This window comes from Streptomyces sp. bgisy100 (genome assembly GCF_057709105.1).
Genome location: NZ_JBYITE010000016.1, coordinates 83,517 through 98,586 on the forward strand (window position 1 = coordinate 83,517; position 15,070 = coordinate 98,586).

General features: G+C 66.2%; 26 protein-coding genes. All 26 read right to left on the bottom strand.

Annotated features, from left to right (window positions below; genetic code table 11):
• Nucleotides 1–34: 34 nt before the first annotated feature.
• Nucleotides 35–256 carry a translation initiation factor IF-1 gene (gene infA / locus AC3EQ1_RS14045; protein ID WP_003956442.1) on the bottom strand — a complete coding sequence of 74 codons (222 nt, stop codon included), beginning with the start codon at nt 254–256 and terminating at the stop codon, nt 35–37.
• Nucleotides 257–396: 140 nt separating this feature from the next.
• Nucleotides 397–1,233 carry a type I methionyl aminopeptidase gene (gene map, locus AC3EQ1_RS14050; RefSeq protein ID WP_432094654.1) on the bottom strand — a complete coding sequence of 279 codons (837 nt, stop codon included), beginning with the start codon at nt 1,231–1,233 and terminating at the stop codon, nt 397–399.
• Nucleotides 1,234–1,407: 174 nt separating this feature from the next.
• Nucleotides 1,408–2,064: an adenylate kinase gene (locus AC3EQ1_RS14055; RefSeq protein ID WP_388849777.1), complete on the bottom strand. Its 657-nt coding sequence runs from the start codon at nt 2,062–2,064 to the stop codon at nt 1,408–1,410.
• Nucleotides 2,064–3,377: a preprotein translocase subunit SecY gene (gene secY, locus AC3EQ1_RS14060; RefSeq protein ID WP_432094655.1), complete on the bottom strand. Its 1,314-nt coding sequence runs from the start codon at nt 3,375–3,377 to the stop codon at nt 2,064–2,066. Before secY ends, AC3EQ1_RS14055 begins: the two co-directional genes overlap by 1 nt.
• Nucleotides 3,378–3,603: 226 nt before the next feature.
• Entirely contained in the window at nt 3,604–4,059 is a 456-nt protein-coding gene (rplO, locus tag AC3EQ1_RS14065; RefSeq protein WP_351511181.1) for a 50S ribosomal protein L15, read from the bottom strand.
• A gap of 1 nt (nt 4,060) precedes the next feature.
• Nucleotides 4,061–4,243 (bottom strand): 50S ribosomal protein L30, encoded by a 183-nt coding sequence (rpmD, locus tag AC3EQ1_RS14070; RefSeq protein ID WP_351511179.1) that lies wholly within the window; start codon nt 4,241–4,243, stop codon nt 4,061–4,063.
• 2 nt (nt 4,244–4,245) lie between these two features.
• Complete coding sequence (gene rpsE / locus AC3EQ1_RS14075; protein ID WP_351511177.1) at nt 4,246–4,851, bottom strand: 30S ribosomal protein S5; 606 nt, start codon at nt 4,849–4,851, stop codon at nt 4,246–4,248.
• A 69-nt stretch (nt 4,852–4,920) separates the two neighbouring features.
• On the bottom strand, nt 4,921–5,304 hold the full coding sequence (gene rplR, locus AC3EQ1_RS14080; protein ID WP_351511175.1) for a 50S ribosomal protein L18: 384 nt from the start codon (nt 5,302–5,304) through the stop codon (nt 4,921–4,923).
• Between the two features lie 3 nt (nt 5,305–5,307).
• Complete coding sequence (rplF, locus tag AC3EQ1_RS14085) at nt 5,308–5,847, bottom strand: 50S ribosomal protein L6 (protein WP_351511173.1); 540 nt, start codon at nt 5,845–5,847, stop codon at nt 5,308–5,310.
• Between the two features lie 21 nt (nt 5,848–5,868).
• On the bottom strand, nt 5,869–6,267 hold the full coding sequence (gene rpsH, locus AC3EQ1_RS14090) for a 30S ribosomal protein S8 (RefSeq protein ID WP_432094656.1): 399 nt from the start codon (nt 6,265–6,267) through the stop codon (nt 5,869–5,871).
• A 220-nt stretch (nt 6,268–6,487) separates the two neighbouring features.
• A complete protein-coding gene (locus tag AC3EQ1_RS14095; RefSeq protein ID WP_003956452.1) occupies nt 6,488–6,673 on the bottom strand; it encodes a type Z 30S ribosomal protein S14 in 186 nt (61 codons plus the stop codon).
• A 2-nt stretch (nt 6,674–6,675) separates the two neighbouring features.
• Entirely contained in the window at nt 6,676–7,236 is a 561-nt protein-coding gene (gene rplE, locus AC3EQ1_RS14100; protein WP_351511170.1) for a 50S ribosomal protein L5, read from the bottom strand.
• Entirely contained in the window at nt 7,236–7,559 is a 324-nt protein-coding gene (gene rplX / locus AC3EQ1_RS14105) for a 50S ribosomal protein L24 (RefSeq protein ID WP_351511168.1), read from the bottom strand. The genes rplE and rplX overlap by 1 nt, the downstream gene beginning before the upstream one ends.
• Nucleotides 7,560–7,562: 3 nt before the next feature.
• Entirely contained in the window at nt 7,563–7,931 is a 369-nt protein-coding gene (gene rplN / locus AC3EQ1_RS14110) for a 50S ribosomal protein L14 (protein WP_003998823.1), read from the bottom strand.
• 129 nt (nt 7,932–8,060) lie between these two features.
• A complete protein-coding gene (gene rpsQ / locus AC3EQ1_RS14115; RefSeq protein WP_351511166.1) occupies nt 8,061–8,342 on the bottom strand; it encodes a 30S ribosomal protein S17 in 282 nt (93 codons plus the stop codon).
• Nucleotides 8,342–8,566, bottom strand: coding sequence for a 50S ribosomal protein L29 (gene rpmC / locus AC3EQ1_RS14120; protein ID WP_043264893.1), 225 nt, complete (start codon nt 8,564–8,566; stop codon nt 8,342–8,344). The genes rpsQ and rpmC overlap by 1 nt, the downstream gene beginning before the upstream one ends.
• A complete protein-coding gene (gene rplP / locus AC3EQ1_RS14125) occupies nt 8,566–8,985 on the bottom strand; it encodes a 50S ribosomal protein L16 (RefSeq protein ID WP_351511164.1) in 420 nt (139 codons plus the stop codon). The genes rpmC and rplP overlap by 1 nt, the downstream gene beginning before the upstream one ends.
• A 5-nt stretch (nt 8,986–8,990) precedes the next feature.
• On the bottom strand, nt 8,991–9,827 hold the full coding sequence (rpsC, locus tag AC3EQ1_RS14130) for a 30S ribosomal protein S3 (protein WP_351511162.1): 837 nt from the start codon (nt 9,825–9,827) through the stop codon (nt 8,991–8,993).
• Nucleotides 9,827–10,174, bottom strand: coding sequence for a 50S ribosomal protein L22 (gene rplV / locus AC3EQ1_RS14135; protein ID WP_003974262.1), 348 nt, complete (start codon nt 10,172–10,174; stop codon nt 9,827–9,829). Before rplV ends, rpsC begins: the two co-directional genes overlap by 1 nt.
• A gap of 44 nt (nt 10,175–10,218) precedes the next feature.
• Nucleotides 10,219–10,500 (bottom strand): 30S ribosomal protein S19, encoded by a 282-nt coding sequence (gene rpsS / locus AC3EQ1_RS14140; protein WP_351511160.1) that lies wholly within the window; start codon nt 10,498–10,500, stop codon nt 10,219–10,221.
• 12 nt (nt 10,501–10,512) lie between these two features.
• Nucleotides 10,513–11,349, bottom strand: coding sequence for a 50S ribosomal protein L2 (gene rplB, locus AC3EQ1_RS14145; protein ID WP_351511158.1), 837 nt, complete (start codon nt 11,347–11,349; stop codon nt 10,513–10,515).
• Nucleotides 11,350–11,396: 47 nt separating this feature from the next.
• Nucleotides 11,397–11,729 carry a 50S ribosomal protein L23 gene (gene rplW / locus AC3EQ1_RS14150; protein ID WP_432094657.1) on the bottom strand — a complete coding sequence of 111 codons (333 nt, stop codon included), beginning with the start codon at nt 11,727–11,729 and terminating at the stop codon, nt 11,397–11,399.
• Nucleotides 11,729–12,403, bottom strand: a complete 675-nt coding sequence (rplD, locus tag AC3EQ1_RS14155; RefSeq protein ID WP_432094658.1) for a 50S ribosomal protein L4 — start codon at nt 12,401–12,403, stop codon at nt 11,729–11,731. The genes rplW and rplD overlap by 1 nt, the downstream gene beginning before the upstream one ends.
• Nucleotides 12,404–12,411: 8 nt before the next feature.
• Nucleotides 12,412–13,056: a 50S ribosomal protein L3 gene (gene rplC / locus AC3EQ1_RS14160; RefSeq protein WP_432094659.1), complete on the bottom strand. Its 645-nt coding sequence runs from the start codon at nt 13,054–13,056 to the stop codon at nt 12,412–12,414.
• 13 nt (nt 13,057–13,069) lie between these two features.
• Nucleotides 13,070–13,378, bottom strand: a complete 309-nt coding sequence (gene rpsJ, locus AC3EQ1_RS14165; protein WP_003948644.1) for a 30S ribosomal protein S10 — start codon at nt 13,376–13,378, stop codon at nt 13,070–13,072.
• Between the two features lie 452 nt (nt 13,379–13,830).
• Nucleotides 13,831–15,024: an elongation factor Tu gene (gene tuf / locus AC3EQ1_RS14170; RefSeq protein ID WP_432094660.1), complete on the bottom strand. Its 1,194-nt coding sequence runs from the start codon at nt 15,022–15,024 to the stop codon at nt 13,831–13,833.
• Nucleotides 15,025–15,070: the final 46 nt, after the last annotated feature.

The following is a 15,070-nucleotide window of genomic DNA, read 5'->3' on the forward strand; positions in this document are numbered from 1 at the left end:
GCCGGTCCCCCGCGGACGAGGGCCTCGGCAAGATCTACTTGTAGCGGTAGACGATCCGACCGCGCGTCAGGTCGTAGGGAGAGAGCTCCACGACGACCCGGTCATCCGGGAGGATGCGGATGTAGTGCATCCGCATCTTGCCGCTGATGTGCGCGAGGACCTTGTGACCGTTCTGGAGCTCCACCTTGAACATGGCGTTCGGCAGGGACTCGATCACGGTGCCCTCGATCTCGATGGCACCTTGCTTCTTGGCCACGCTTCGCCCTTCGAATCGGCTACCTTGATCGGCCCTCGTCTACGCATGCGGACACACGGATACACGAGAGCCGACGCGTCAGTCTACGCCAGGGCACTCGGAAAGACGAATCGAGGAAGGATGCCCCGTAGCGTAGATCATTAAGCCAGCGGGTCCGGCGCGGTGGTGACGCCGTACTCGGCGAGCTTCGCCTTTCCGCCGTCGACTGCGGTCAGGACCAGCGGGCCCTCCTCGGTCAGCGCGACCGAGTGCTCCCAGTGGCTGCTCCAGCTGCCGTCGTCCGTCTTGACGGTCCAGTCGTCCTCCAGGACGTGGGTCCGCGGCGTGCCGAGGCCGACCATCGGCTCGATCGCGATGCAGAAGCCCGGCACCAGCTTGGGGCCGCGGCCGCGGCGCCGCTCGACGTAGTTCAGCAGGTGCGGGTCCATGTGCATCTCGGAGCCGATGCCGTGGCCCCCGTAGTCCTCGATGATCCCGTACTTCCCGGTGGCCGGGCGGGGCTGCCGGCGGATGTAGGTCTCGATGGCCCGGGAGATGTCGACCAGCCGGTTGCCGTTCTTCACCGCGGCGATGCCGGCCCACATGGACTCCTCGGTCACCCGGGAGAGCTCGTGCAGCTCCGGGGCGTGTCCGGTGCCCACGAAGACGGTGAGGGCCGCGTCGCCGTGCCAGCCCTCGACGATGGCGCCGGCGTCGATCGAGAGCAGGTCACCGTCCTTCAGGACCGTGTCGGTGTCCGGGATGCCGTGCACCACGATGTCGTTCACCGAGGTGCAGATGGTGGCCGGGAAGCCGCCGTAGCCGAGGAAGTTCGACTTGGCGCCGTTCTCGGCGAGCACCTTGCGCGCGACGTCGTCCAGGTCCTTGGTGGTGGCGCCCGGCACGGCGGCCGCACGGCACGCGTCGTGGATCTTCGCCACGACCAGCCCCGCCGCCCGCATCTTGGCGATCTGCTCCGGGGTCTTGATCTCCACCATGGGTCTCCTGCTGCCTCTCCGCGGTCACGCCGCCACTGTCGCGGAGGGGAATCGTCTCCGCTGGGTTCCTCGATGAATCGGTTGTCGTCCTTACGGTAACCGGCCAACCGAAAACGGCCGCGGTGTCCGGGGACACCACGGCCGTTCCGTGCTCTGTTCCGATCCGTGCAGGCCTCAGGCAGCGTTCTGCCGGAGCGCCTCCATGGCCCGCTGGGTCACCTCGGTCACCTTGCCGAGCGCAGAGATCGTCACCACCAGGCCCTGGGCCTTGTAGTAGTCGATGATCGGCTCGGTCTCGCGGTGGTAGACCTCGAGGCGCTTGCGGACCGTTTCCTCGGTGTCGTCGTCCCGCTGGTACAGCTCGCCGCCGCAGTGGTCGCAGACCCCTTCGGCCTTCGGCGCGCTGTAGGTGACGTGGAAGACGTGGCTGCTGTCGTTGCGGCAGATGCGGCGGCCCGCGATCCGCTTGACGACCTCGTCCTCCGGGACCTCGAGGTCGAGCACCGCGTCGAGGCGGATGCTCTTCTCGTCGAGGATCTCGTCCAGGACCTTGGCCTGGTTGAGGTTGCGGGGGAAGCCGTCCAGCAGGAAGCCGTCCGCGGCGTCCGGCTCCTCCAGGCGTGCCTTGGCCATCCCGATGGTGACCTCGTCCGGCACCAGCTGGCCGGCCTTCATGTACTCCTGCGCCTTCTTGCCGAGGGGCGTGCCCTGGCTGATGTTGGCGCGGAAGAGGTCTCCCGTGGAGATGTGCGGGATCGACAGATTCTTGGCGAGGTACGCGGCCTGCGTGCCCTTGCCCGCACCGGGCGGCCCGACGAGGACGATTCGCATCAGCGGAGGAACCCTTCGTAGTTACGCTGCTGAAGCTGGCTCTCGATCTGCTTCACGGTTTCCAGACCCACACCCACGATGATCAGGATGCTCGTCCCGCCGAACGGGAAGTTCTGGTTGGCACCGAAACCTGCCAACGCCGTCGTCGGCACAAGTGCGATCAAGCCCAGGTACAGCGACCCCGGCCAGGTGATCCGATTGAGCACGTAGCTCAGGTACTCAGCAGTAGGTCGACCAGCCCGGATGCCCGGGATGAAGCCACCATACTTCTTCATGTTGTCCGCGACTTCCTCGGGGTTGAACGAGATCGCCACGTAGAAGAACGCGAAGAAAACGATCAGGAGGAAGTACGTGACCATGTAATACGGGTGGTCGCCCTTGACCAGATGGGTGTTGATCCACGTCGCCCAGCCCGCCTTCGAGCCACTGAACTGCACCAGCAGGGCCGGAATGTAGAGCAGCGAGGAGGCGAAGATGACAGGAATCACACCTGCCTGGTTCACCTTGAGCGGGATGTACGTGGACGTGCCGCCGTAGGACCTGCGGCCGATCATGCGCTTCGCGTACTGCACCGGGATCCGGCGCTGGGCCTGCTCCACGAAGACGACCAGGCCCACCATCGCCAGACCGACCAGGATCACCACACCGAACTCGACCCAGCCGTCAGCGATCTTGCCCTGCTGCTTGATCGACCAGAGCGCGGACGGGAAGCCGGCCGCGATCGAGATGAACATCAGGATCGACATGCCGTTGCCGATGCCGCGGTCGGTGACGAGCTCACCGAGCCACATGATCAGGCAGGTGCCGGCGGTCATGGTGATGACCATCGTGATGGTCATGAAGATCGAACGGTCCGGGATGATCTGCGCGGCCCGGTCGCACTGCGGGAAGAGCGAGCCGCCCTGAGCCGTGGCCACCAGGCCGGTCCCCTGGAGCACCGCCAGCGCCACCGTCAGGTACCGGGTGTACTGCGTGATCTTGGCCTGGCCGGACGACCCCTCCTTCTTGAGGGCCTCCAGCCGTGGAATGACCACGGTCAGCAGCTGCAGGATGATGCTCGCCGTGATGTACGGCATGATCCCGAGCGCGAAGATCGTCAGCTGCAGCAGTGCGCCGCCGCTGAACATGTTGACCAGGCCGAAGAGGCCCTGGGTGCCCTCTGCCTGCTTCACACACGCATTGACGTCCGGGAAGCTGACTCCCGGCAGCGGGATGTGCGCCCCGAGCCGGAACAGCACGATGATGGCGAGTGTGAACAGCAGTTTTTTGCGCAGGTCGGGCGTCTTGAACGCTCGGGCGAACGCGGTGAGCACGGTGCCTCCTGCGACCCCCGCGTATCGGCGCGAGAGGTGACGGTCGTGAGAATCGACGAATACTGGTCAGTCAAAAGCCGCACGGGCACAGTCCGCGCGGCCCGGGGCGAGCCCCGGTGTTTACAGCAATACTGCACGCCACCATACCGGCGCACGTGCCCCCCTTGGAACGACCAACCGGGGATGCCCCATTTGAGGGCATCCCCGGCTGGATGAGTCATCGGGCTCAGACGAGCTCGGTGACGGTGCCGCCAGCGGCGGTGATCTTCTCCTTGGCGGAGCCGGAGACGGCGTCGACCGTCACCTGCAGCGCCACGGTGATCTCGCCGGTGCCGAGCACCTTGACGAGCTGGTTCTTGCGAACCGCACCCTTGGCGACCAGGTCGGCCACCGTGACCTCGCCACCCTGCGGGTAGAGCGCAGCCAGCTTGTCCAGGTTCACGACCTGGAACTCGGTGCGGAACGGGTTCTTGAAGCCCTTGAGCTTCGGGAGCCGCATGTGGAGGGGCATCTGCCCACCCTCGAAGCGCTCCGGAACCTGGTAGCGGGCCTTGGTGCCCTTGGTGCCACGACCAGCGGTCTTACCCTTGGACGCCTCACCACGACCCACACGGGTCTTGGCGGTCTTGGCGCCCGGGGCGGGCCGGAGGTTGTGGACCTTCAGCGGGTTCTGCTCCGCCATGTCAGTCGACCTCCTCGACCGTCACGAGGTGCCGCACGGTGTTCGCCATGCCGCGGATCTCGGGGCGGTCCTCCTTGACAACCACGTCGTTCAGGCGCTTGAGCCCGAGCGAACGCAGGGTGTCGCGGTGGTTCTGCTTGCTGCCGATGTAGGACTTCGTCTGCGTGATCTTGAGGCGGGCCATGCTCACGCACCCGCCCCGGCACGCGCACGCAGCAGGGCTGCGGGAGCGACGTCCTCGAGGGGCAGGCCACGACGGGCGGCGATCTCCTCGGGGCGCTGCAGCCCACGGAGAGCCTCCACCGTGGCGTGCACGATGTTGATCGGGTTCGACGAGCCGAGCGACTTGCTGAGCACGTCGTGGATGCCCGCGCACTCCAGCACGGCGCGCACCGGGCCACCGGCGATCACACCGGTACCGGGGGAAGCCGGCTTGAGCAGGACGACGCCCGCAGCCTTCTCGCCCTGGATGGGGTGGGGGATGGTGCCCTGGATCCGGGGGACCTTGAAGAAGTGCTTCTTGGCCTCCTCCACACCCTTGGCGATGGCGGCCGGCACCTCCTTGGCCTTGCCGTATCCGACACCCACGGTGCCGTCACCGTCGCCCACCACGACCAGCGCGGTGAAGCTGAAGCGACGACCACCCTTCACAACCTTGGCGACGCGGTTGATCGCGACGACACGCTCGACGTAGGCGGTCTTCTCGGCGGCAGCGCCGCCGTCCCGCCGGTCCTTCCGGTCCCGCCGCTCGCCGCCACCGGCACCGCTCCCGCGGCGCTGGGGTCCAGCCATTGGAATTACCTCTCTCGTTTACGTCCGCTAGCTACGCAGCGACACTCGATCGCTGGCGCGACGGTCGGCTCAGAACTTGAGTCCGGCCTCGCGGGCGGCGTCAGCCAGAGCGGCAATCCGCCCTGCGTACTTGTTACCACCGCGGTCGAACACGACGGCCTCGATGCCGGCGGCCTTGGCACGCTCGGCGACCAGGGCGCCGACCTGCTGGGCCTGCGCGCTCTTGTCGGCCTCGCCACCGCGGATGGACGTGTCCAGAGTCGACGCCGAAGCGAGCGTGTGGCCCGCGATGTCGTCGATGACCTGGGCGACCATGTGGCGGTTGGACCGCGTCACGACCAGGCGGGGACGCTCCGACGTTCCGGAGATCCGCTTACGGACGCGGATGTGGCGACGCTTGAGAGCAGCACCCTTGTAGGCCTTGCCCTTGGCGATCTTCACACCGTATGCCATGGCTTACTTACCAGCCTTTCCGACCTTGCGGCGGATGACCTCGCCCGCGTACTTGACGCCCTTGGCCTTGTACGGGTCGGGCTTCCGCAGCTTGCGGATGTTGGCGGCGACCTCGCCGACCTTCTGCTTGTCGATGCCCTCGACGCTGAGCTTGGTCGGGGACTCGACCTTGAAGGTGATGCCTTCCGGCGCCTCGACGAGGATCGGGTGGCTGTAGCCCAGGGAGAACTCCAGGTTGGAGCCCTTGGCCTGGACGCGGTAACCGACACCGCTGATCTCGAGCGCCTTGCTGTACCCCGTGGTCACACCGGTGATCATGTTCGCCACCAGCGTGCGGGACAGGCCGTGGAGGGCCTTGTTCAGACGCTCGTCGTTCGGGCGGGTGACGTTGATCACGCCGTCCTCACCCTTGGCGACCTCGATGGGCGCGGCAACGGTGTGCGAGAGAGAACCCTTGGGGCCCTTCACTGCGACCGTACGGCCATCGATGGTGACGTCCACGCCGGCGGGAACCTGGATGGGCAGCTTGCCAATACGCGACATGAGCTTTTCCTCCGTTCCCGACTACCAGACGTAGGCGAGGACTTCCCCACCCACGCCCTTCTTGCTGGCCTGCTGACCGGTCAGGAGACCGTGGGACGTGGAGATGATCGCCACGCCCAGGCCGCCGAGGACCTTCGGCAGATTGGTGGACTTTGCGTAGACCCGCAGGCCCGGCTTCGAAATCCGCTTGATGCCGGCGATCGAGCGCTCGCGGTTCGGGCCGAACTTCAGCTCGAGGACGAGGTTCTTGCCGACCTCGGCGTCCTCGACCTTCCAGCCGACGATGAAGCCCTCCTGCTGGAGGATCTCCGCGATGTGCGACTTGATCTTGCTGTGCGGCATCACGACGGAGTCGTGGTAAGCCGAGTTAGCGTTTCGCAGACGGGTCAACATGTCTGCGATCGGATCGGTCATGGTCATGATGGCCTTCGGCCTCTCTCGCCGGGGTTTCCTATGTGCGCCATCCCTCTCCCCGAACGATGTCGGGACGGGTGCGGCGCGGGGACCTACGGCGTAGTAAGACGGTCATGGGCGGCGGGCGCCCAACCCCTCTACTCTACGGGAGCGCAGAGGGGCTTTTTGTACGGGAGCCCGCCAACCATTTGCTTACCGAGAGCCCGGTATCACCCCAGAGGGGTGATTACCAGGAGCTCTTGGTCACGCCCGGCAGCTCGCCACGGTGAGCCATCTCACGAAGGCACACGCGGCAGAGGCCGAACTTGCGGTAGACGGAGTGCGGCCGGCCGCAGCGCTGGCAGCGGGTGTACGCGCGCACACCGAACTTCGGCTTGCGGGCGGCCTTAGCGATCAGAGCCTTCTTCGCCACGGTCAGTTCTCCTTGAACGGGAAGCCGAGGTGACGCAGCAGGGCACGGCCCTCGTCGTCGTTGGTCGCCGTGGTGACCACGGTGATGTCCATACCCCGGACCCGGTCGATCTTGTCCTGGTCGATCTCGTGGAACATGACCTGCTCCGTGAGACCGAAGGTGTAGTTGCCCCGGCCGTCGAACTGCTTCGGCGACAGACCGCGGAAGTCGCGGATGCGCGGCAGCGCGAGCGACAGCAGGCGGTCCAGGAACTCCCACATGCGGTCACCGCGGAGGGTGACGTGGGCACCGATCGGCTGGCCCTCACGCAGCTTGAACTGCGCGATGGACTTACGGGCCTTGGTGACGGACGGCTTCTGGCCGGTGATCGTGGTGAGGTCGCGGATGGCGCCCTCGATCAGCTTGGAGTCGCGGGCGGCGTCGCCCACACCCATGTTGACCACGATCTTGGTCAGACCAGGGATCTGCATGACGTTCTCGTAGGAGAACTCGTCCTTCAGCTTGCCCTGGATGTCGTCGCGGTAGCGCTGCTTGAGGCGCGGTGCGTTGGTGGTGGCAGTCATCAGATGTCCTCACCGGTCCGCTTGGCAACGCGGATCTTGTTGCCTTCGTCGTCGAAGCGGTATCCGACGCGGGTGACAACCTTGTTGCCGTCCTTCTCCACCACGAGCTGAACATTGCTCACGTGGATCGGGGCCTCGGTCGTCACGATGCCGCCGGTCTTGGAACCGCGAGCGGTCTGACCGGCCTTGGTGTGCTTCTTGACCCGGTTGACACCCTCGACCAGAACACGGTCGTCAGCGGGGAAGGCCTGAATGACCTTGCCCTGCTTGCCCTTGTCCTTACCGGTGATGACCTGGACCAGGTCGCCCTTCTTGATCTTCATCGGTTACAGCACCTCCGGCGCGAGCGAGATGATCTTCATGAACTTCTTCTCGCGCAGCTCACGGCCCACGGGGCCGAAGATACGGGTGCCGCGGGGGTCGCCATCGTTCTTGAGGATGACGGCCGCGTTCTCGTCGAAGCGGATGTACGAGCCGTCCGGACGGCGGCGCTCCTTGACGGTGCGAACGATGACCGCCTTGACGACGTCACCCTTCTTCACGTTGCCACCGGGGATCGCGTCCTTCACGGTGGCGACGATGACGTCACCGATGCCCGCGTAGCGGCGACCGGAACCACCGAGAACACGGATGCAAAGGATCTCCTTCGCACCAGTGTTGTCGGCGACGCGCAGTCGCGACTCCTGCTGGATCACGTCTATCTCCTGATCGTCTGCCGGTTCCCGGCAGGGACTGGATCTCTCCAGTCCCTGCCGAGCCTGGCGGAACTGTCCAGAAGGCGAATGCCTTCAGGATGAATCGTGGAATTCCCTTGCGGGAATTGCCTACTTGGCCTTCTCGAGGATCTCGACGACGCGCCAGCGCTTCGTCGCGGACAGCGGCCGGGTCTCCATGAGGAGGACACGGTCGCCGACACCCGCGGCGTTCTGCTCGTCGTGCGCCTTGAGCTTGTTGGTACGGCGGATGACCTTGCCGTACAGCGCGTGCTTGACGCGGTCCTCGACGGCGACGACGACGGTCTTGTCCATCTTGTCGCTGACGACGAGACCCTCACGGGTCTTGCGGAAGCCGCGGTCGTTCGTCTCAGTCACATTCTTCTCGCTCATCAGGCGCTCTCCACCGTCTCGATGCCCAGCTCGCGCTCACGCATCAGGGTGTAGATCCGGGCGATGTCCTTGCGGACGGCCTTCAGCCGGCCGTGGTTCTCGAGCTGTCCGGTCGCCGCCTGGAAGCGGAGGTTGAACAGCTCCTCCTTGGCCTCGCGCAGCTTGGCAACGAGTTCCTCGTTGTTCAGCTCGCGCAGCTCGGTCGCCTTGGTACCGGCCGCCATCACGACTCACCTGCCTCGCGCCGGACGATCCGGCACTTCATCGGAAGCTTGTGGGCGGCGCGGGTCAGCGCCTCCTTAGCAACCTTCTCGTTCGGGTAGGACAGCTCGAACATCACCCGACCGGGCTTGACGTTCGCGATCCACCACTCCGGCGAACCCTTACCGGAACCCATGCGGGTCTCGGCAGGCTTCTTCGTGAGCGGCCGGTCCGGGTAGATGTTGATCCAGACCTTGCCGCCACGCTTGATGTGGCGGGTCATGGCGATACGGGCCGACTCGATCTGACGGTTCGTCACGTAGGCCGGGGTCACCGCCTGGATGCCGTACTCGCCGAACGCAAGCTCGGTGCCACCCTTGGCCATGCCGTTGCGCTTCGGGTGGTGCTGCTTGCGGTGCTTGACCCTACGGGGGATCAGCATGACGGTCAGGCCTCCGTTCCGGTGGACTCGGCCGGAGCGGCAGCGGCGGGAGCCTCGGCCTTGGGGGCCTCGGCAGCCGGAGCCGACTGCTGCTGCGGCTTACGGCCGCGACCGCCACGCTCGCCACCGCGGCCGCCACGGGCCGGGCGGTCGTTGCCACCACGGGCCGGGCGGTTGCCGGCGCGGGCAGCGGCGTTCTCGGCGCGGACCTCGGCGATGTTCTTGACGTCGCCCTTGTAGATCCAGACCTTCACACCGATGCGGCCGAAGGTCGTCTTGGCCTCGAAGAAGCCGTAGTCGACGTTCGCACGGAGCGTGTGCAGGGGCACGCGGCCCTCGCGGTAGAACTCCGAGCGGGACATCTCGGCGCCGCCGAGACGGCCACCGCACTGGATCTTGATGCCCTTGGCGCCGGCCTTCATCGTCGACTGCATGCTCTTGCGCATGGCGCGACGGAAGGAGACGCGGGAGGACAGCTGCTCGGCCACGGCCTGGGCAACCAGCTGAGCGTCGGTCTCGGGGTTCTTGACCTCGAGGATGTTCAGCTGGACCTGCTTGCCGGTGAGCTTCTCCAGCTCGCCGCGGATGCGGTCGGCCTCCGCGCCGCGACGGCCGATGACGATGCCCGGCCGGGCGGTGTGGATGTCGACGCGGACGCGGTCGCGGGTGCGCTCGATCTCAACCTTCGAGATGCCGGCCCGCTCCATGCCCTTCGTCATCATCCGGCGGATGGCGACGTCTTCCTTGACGTAGTCCTTGTACAGCTTGTCGGCGTACCAACGGGACTTGAAGTCCGTGGTGATGCCGAGCCGGAACCCGTGCGGGTTAACCTTCTGGCCCATTACCGGGTTCCTTCCTTGCTGCTGACGACCACAGTGATGTGGCTGGTCCGCTTGCGGATCCGGTAGGCGCGGCCCTGGGCGCGCGGACGGAACCGCTTCAGGGTCGGGCCCTCGTCGACGTAGGCCTCGGAGATGAAGAGGCTGTCGGCGTCGGTGTGGTCGTAGTTGTGCGCGGCGTTGGCAATGGCGCTGTCCAGCACCTTGCCCACCGGCACGCTCGCGGCCTGCGGGGCGAAACGCAGGACCGCCTGGGCCTCCGTGGCGTCCATGCCACGGATGAGGTCCACCACTCGGCGGGCCTTCATGGGCGTGACGCGGATGTACCGCGCCTGGGCCCTGGCTTCCATGGTTGTCCCTTCGGTGTCAGTCATAGTCTTCGCACCCCGCCTTGTCAGCGACGCTTCGACTTGCGGTCGTCCTTGACGTGGCCGCGGAAGGTGCGGGTCGGCGCAAACTCGCCGAGCTTGTGGCCGACCATGGACTCGGTGACGAACACCGGAACATGGGTCTTGCCGTTGTGCACCGCGATCGTGTGGCCCAGCATCGCCGGGACGATCATCGAGCGACGGGACCAGGTCTTGATGACGTTCTTGGAACCGGCTTCGTTCTGGACATCCACCTTCTTGATCAGGTGGTCGTCGACGAAGGGCCCCTTCTTGAGACTGCGCGGCATCTGAACCCGCTCCTAGCGCTTCTTGTTCGTCTTGCGGCGGCGGACGATGTACTTGTTGCTGGCCTTCTTCGGCGAGCGAGTACGACCCTCCTTCTGACCCCAGGGCGAGACCGGGTGGCGACCACCGGAGGTCTTGCCCTCACCACCACCGTGCGGGTGGTCGACGGGGTTCATGGCGACACCGCGGACGGTCGGGCGAACGCCCTTCCAGCGCATACGGCCGGCCTTGCCCCAGTTGATGTTCGACTGCTCGGCGTTGCCGACCTCGCCAACAGTGGCGCGGCAGCGGATGTCGACCAGACGGACCTCGCCGGAGGGCATCCGCAGGTGGGCGTAGGTGCCCTCCTTCGCCAGCAGCTGGACGGAAGAGCCCGCGGAACGGGCGATCTTCGCGCCGCCGCCGGGGCGGAGCTCGATGGCGTGGATGACCGTACCCACCGGGATGTTGCGCAGCGGGAGGTTGTTGCCCGGCTTGATGTCGGCGCCCGCGCCGTTCTCAATCCGGTCGCCCTGGCCCAGCTTGGCCGGGGCGAGGATGTAGCGCTTCTCGCCGTCTGCGTAGTGCAGGAGCGCGATGCGCGCAGTGCGGTTCGGGTCGTACTCGATGTGCGCGACCTTGGCCGGCACGCCGTCCTTGTCGTGACGACGGAAGTCGATCACACGGTAGGCGCGCTTGTGGCCACCGCCCTGGTGGCGAACGGTCACACGACCGGCGTTGTTACGGCCGCCCTTGCTGTGCAGCGGGCGGACCAGCGACTTCTCCGGCGTGGACCGCGTGATCTCGACGAAGTCGGCGACGCTGGAGCCACGACGGCCCGGGGTCGTCGGCTTGTACTTGCGGATTCCCATTTCTCAGTCCTCGGAAGATTCCGGACTTCTGGACGCTCCGGCCTCCGTTAGGAGACCGGGCCGCCGAAGATGTCGATGCGGTCGCCCTCGGCAAGGGTCACGATGGCGCGCTTGGTGTCCTTGCGCTTGCCGAAACCGGTGCGGGTGCGCTTGCGCTTGCCCTGCCGGTTGATCGTGTTCACCCCGGTGACCTTGACCGAGAAGACCGTCTCGACGGCCTGCTTGATCTGGGTCTTGTTGGCACGCGGGTCGACGATGAACGTGTACTTGTTCTCGTCCAGCAGCGCGTAGCTCTTCTCGGACACCACCGGCTTGACCAGAATGTCACGGGGGTCCGTGAAGGTCTTGCTGGTGACGACCGCTGCAGTTGCCTCGCTCATCAGGCGTCGCTCCCTTCGAGCTCAGCCTCGGAAGCGGTGGCCTTGGCGGCCGCGGCGGGACCCGCCACGAAGCGCTCGAAGGCAGCCTGCGTGAAGACCACGTCGTCGGAGACGAGCACGTCGTACGTGTTCAGCTGGCCCGGCTCCAGGATGTGCACCTGGGGCAGGTTGCGGGCGGACAGCCACGCGGCCTCGTCGGACCGGTCGGCGACCAGGAGCAGGTTCTTGCGCTCGCTGATCTTGCCGAACAGGGTCTTGGCGGCCTTGGTGGAGACCTCGCCCTCGACCACGCCGGCGACGACGTGGATGCGGTTGTGGCGCGCCCGGTCGGAGAGGGCACCGCGCAGGGCGGCGGCCTTCATCTTCTTCGGGGTCCGCTGCGAGTAGTCACGCGGCACGGGACCGTGCACGACGCCACCACCGGCGAACTGCGGGGCGCGGGTCGAGCCCTGACGGGCGCGGCCGGTGCCCTTCTGGCGGTACGGCTTCTTGCCGCCGCCGCGGACCTCGCCACGGGTCTTGGTCTTGTGCGTGCCCTGACGGGCCGCGGCCAGCTGTGCGACGACGACCTGGTGGATCAGCGGAACGCTGACCTGCACGTCGAAGATCTCCGTGGGGAGCTCGACGGTCCCGGCCTTGTCGCCAGCCGGCGAAAGGATGTCAATGGTGCTCATCGGTTACCTCAGGCCCCCTTGGCCGCGGTACGGACCAGGACGAGGCCGCCGTTCGGACCAGGAACCGCTCCCTTGATCAGGAGCAGGCCCTTCTCCGCGTCAACGGCGTGGACGGTCAGGTTCTGGGTGGTGACCCGCTCGTTGCCCATGCGGCCGGCCATGCGCAGGCCCTTGAACACGCGGCCCGGGGTGGCGCAGCCACCGATGGAGCCCGGCGAGCGGTGCTTGCGCTGGGTGCCGTGGCCGGCGCCGAGGCCGCCGAAGCCGTGGCGCTTCATGACACCGGCGGTGCCCTTGCCCTTGCTGGTGCCGGTCACGTCGACCTTCACACCGGACTCGAACACCTCGGCGGTGACCTCCTGGCCGAGCGTGTACTCGCTGGCGTCAGCGGTACGCAGCTCCACCAGGTGGCGGCGCGGGGTGACATCCGCCTTGGCGAAGTGGCCCTTGAGGGGCTTGTTCACCTTGCGGGGGTCGATCTCGCCGAAGGCGATCTGGACGGCTTCGTAGCCGTCCGCGTCATTGGTGCGGACCTGGGTCACGACGCAGGGACCGGCCTTGACGACGGTGACCGGGACGACGCGGTTCTTCTCGTCCCACACCTGCGTCATGCCGAGCTTCTCGCCCAGGACGCCCTTGATCTGCTTAGCCATCTCGCGCGTCACCTCAGAGCTTGATCTCGATGTCGACGCCCGCCGGCAGGTCGAGACGCATGAGCGAGTCGACCGTCTTCGGCGTGGGGTCGAGGATGTCGATGAGGCGCTTGTGCGTGCGCATCTCGAAGTGCTCGCGCGAGTCCTTGTACTTGTGCGGCGACTTGATGACGCAGTACACGTTCTTCTCTGTGGGCAGCGGCACCGGGCCCGCGACCGACGCACCAGTGCGGGTCACCGTCTCGACGATCTTCTTCGCCGAGGAGTCGATGACCTCGTGGTCGTAGGCCTTGAGCCGGATGCGGATCTTCTGTCCCGCCATGGCTACTTCGTAGTCCTGTCTCTCGTAACGCTCTGGGACCCGGTCGGCCGCGCCTCCAGGGAGGCACTGCCCTCCTCCGACCCACGCGGTCGGGCGTGTCGCGTTCCTTCTCAAGAAAATTCCGTACGGAATTCCCTGCGAAAGGGGACGCGGCGCCGAAACCGCGGCCGGGGGAGAACACCCACCGGGTGCCTGGCTGGGGCCCCGCTGGCACTTCCCGGAAGATTCCCGTACTTCCACCTCTGACAAGAGATGACGAGTACTGCGGGACTCGCTTCCAGTCCTCCCGGCGGGAGGCGTGCAGCATCGGCACTCAACCGAGCAACCTGGACAGTGTGCCACACCTGGGACGCCTAAGGCCAATCGAGGCCCAACTGTCAAGGAGCCCCGCCCACCTGACGGTGGGCGGGGCTCCTCGGGTGCTCTGTCGAGCTACCGGGTCAACCCGATGATCACTTGCTGATCTTGGTGACCTGGCCGGCGCCGACGGTCCGGCCACCCTCACGGATGGCGAACTTGAGGCCCTCCTCCATGGCGACCGGCTGGATCAGCTGGACGGACATGGTGGTGTTGTCGCCCGGCATGACCATCTCGGTGCCCTCGGGGAGGGTCACGACGCCGGTCACGTCCGTGGTACGGAAGTAGAACTGCGGGCGGTAGTTGTTGAAGAACGGGGTGTGACGGCCACCCTCGTCCTTCGACAGGATGTAGGCCTGGGCCTCGAACTCGGTGTGCGGCGTGACCGAACCCGGCTTGATGATGACCTGGCCGCGCTCGACGTCCTCGCGCTTGATGCCACGGAGGAGCAGACCGACGTTCTCACCGGCCTGGCCCTCGTCGAGCAGCTTGCGGAACATCTCGATGCCGGTGACCGTGGTGGTGGTCTTCTCGGTCTTGATGCCGATGATGTCGACGGTCTCGTTGACCTTCAGGACACCACGCTCGATACGGCCGGTGACGACCGTACCGCGACCGGTGATGGTGAAGACGTCCTCGATCGGCATGAGGAACGGCTTGTCGACGTCACGCTCCGGAGTCGGAATGCTGTCGTCGACGGCCTTCATCAGGTTGAGGACGGACTCGCCCCACTCCTTGTCGCCCTCGAGCGCCTTGAGCGCCGAGACCTTGACGACCGGAACCTCGTCACCCGGGAACTCGTACTCCGAGAGGAGCTCACGGACCTCGAGCTCGACGAGCTCCAGGATCTCCTCGTCGTCCACCATGTCGGCCTTGTTCAGGGCGACGACGATGTACGGAACACCGACCTGGCGGGCCAGGAGCACGTGCTCCTTGGTCTGCGGCATCGGGCCGTCGGTGGCGGCGACCACGAGGATGGCGCCGTCCATCTGCGCCGCACCGGTGATCATGTTCTTGATGTAGTCCGCGTGACCCGGGCAGTCAACGTGGGCGTAGTGACGCGAGTCGGTCTGGTACTCGACGTGCGCGATGGAGATCGTGATACCACGCTGGCGCTCTTCCGGCGCCTTGTCGATCATGTCGAAGGCCGAGGCCTCGTTCAGGTCCGGGAACGCGTCGTGCAGCACCTTGGTGATCGCCGCGGTAAGAGTGGTCTTACCGTGGTCGATGTGACCGATGGTGCCGATGTTGACGTGCGGCTTAGTCCGCTCGAACTTCGCCTTCGCCACTGGGGTCCTCCTGTGGACTGGTGCTGTACTCCACCCGCTCTTTTCG

Coding starts and splice junctions, on each gene's coding strand:
- map (WP_432094654.1), bottom strand. CDS start 1,233: ATGGTGGAGATCAAGACCCCGGAGCAGATCGCCAAGATGCGGGCGGCG.
- AC3EQ1_RS14055 (WP_388849777.1), bottom strand. CDS start 2,064: ATGCGAATCGTCCTCGTCGGGCCGCCCGGTGCGGGCAAGGGCACGCAG.
- rplO (WP_351511181.1), bottom strand. CDS start 4,059: ATGGCGGAGCAGAACCCGCTGAAGGTCCACAACCTCCGGCCCGCCCCG.
- rpmD (WP_351511179.1), bottom strand. CDS start 4,243: ATGGCCCGCCTCAAGATCACGCAGACGAAGTCCTACATCGGCAGCAAG.
- rpsE (WP_351511177.1), bottom strand. CDS start 4,851: ATGGCTGGACCCCAGCGCCGCGGGAGCGGTGCCGGTGGCGGCGAGCGG.
- rplR (WP_351511175.1), bottom strand. CDS start 5,304: ATGGCATACGGTGTGAAGATCGCCAAGGGCAAGGCCTACAAGGGTGCT.
- rplF (WP_351511173.1), bottom strand. CDS start 5,847: ATGTCGCGTATTGGCAAGCTGCCCATCCAGGTTCCCGCCGGCGTGGAC.
- rpsH (WP_432094656.1), bottom strand. CDS start 6,267: ATGACCATGACCGATCCGATCGCAGACATGTTGACCCGTCTGCGAAAC.
- rplE (WP_351511170.1), bottom strand. CDS start 7,236: ATGACTGCCACCACCAACGCACCGCGCCTCAAGCAGCGCTACCGCGAC.
- rplX (WP_351511168.1), bottom strand. CDS start 7,559: ATGAAGATCAAGAAGGGCGACCTGGTCCAGGTCATCACCGGTAAGGAC.
- rpsQ (WP_351511166.1), bottom strand. CDS start 8,342: ATGAGCGAGAAGAATGTGACTGAGACGAACGACCGCGGCTTCCGCAAG.
- rpmC (WP_043264893.1), bottom strand. CDS start 8,566: ATGGCGGCCGGTACCAAGGCGACCGAGCTGCGCGAGCTGAACAACGAG.
- rplP (WP_351511164.1), bottom strand. CDS start 8,985: ATGCTGATCCCCCGTAGGGTCAAGCACCGCAAGCAGCACCACCCGAAG.
- rpsC (WP_351511162.1), bottom strand. CDS start 9,827: ATGGGCCAGAAGGTTAACCCGCACGGGTTCCGGCTCGGCATCACCACG.
- rplV (WP_003974262.1), bottom strand. CDS start 10,174: ATGGAAGCCAGGGCCCAGGCGCGGTACATCCGCGTCACGCCCATGAAG.
- rpsS (WP_351511160.1), bottom strand. CDS start 10,500: ATGCCGCGCAGTCTCAAGAAGGGGCCCTTCGTCGACGACCACCTGATC.
- rplB (WP_351511158.1), bottom strand. CDS start 11,349: ATGGGAATCCGCAAGTACAAGCCGACGACCCCGGGCCGTCGTGGCTCC.
- rplW (WP_432094657.1), bottom strand. CDS start 11,729: ATGAGCGAGGCAACTGCAGCGGTCGTCACCAGCAAGACCTTCACGGAC.
- rplD (WP_432094658.1), bottom strand. CDS start 12,403: ATGAGCACCATTGACATCCTTTCGCCGGCTGGCGACAAGGCCGGGACC.
- rplC (WP_432094659.1), bottom strand. CDS start 13,056: ATGGCTAAGCAGATCAAGGGCGTCCTGGGCGAGAAGCTCGGCATGACG.
- rpsJ (WP_003948644.1), bottom strand. CDS start 13,378: ATGGCGGGACAGAAGATCCGCATCCGGCTCAAGGCCTACGACCACGAG.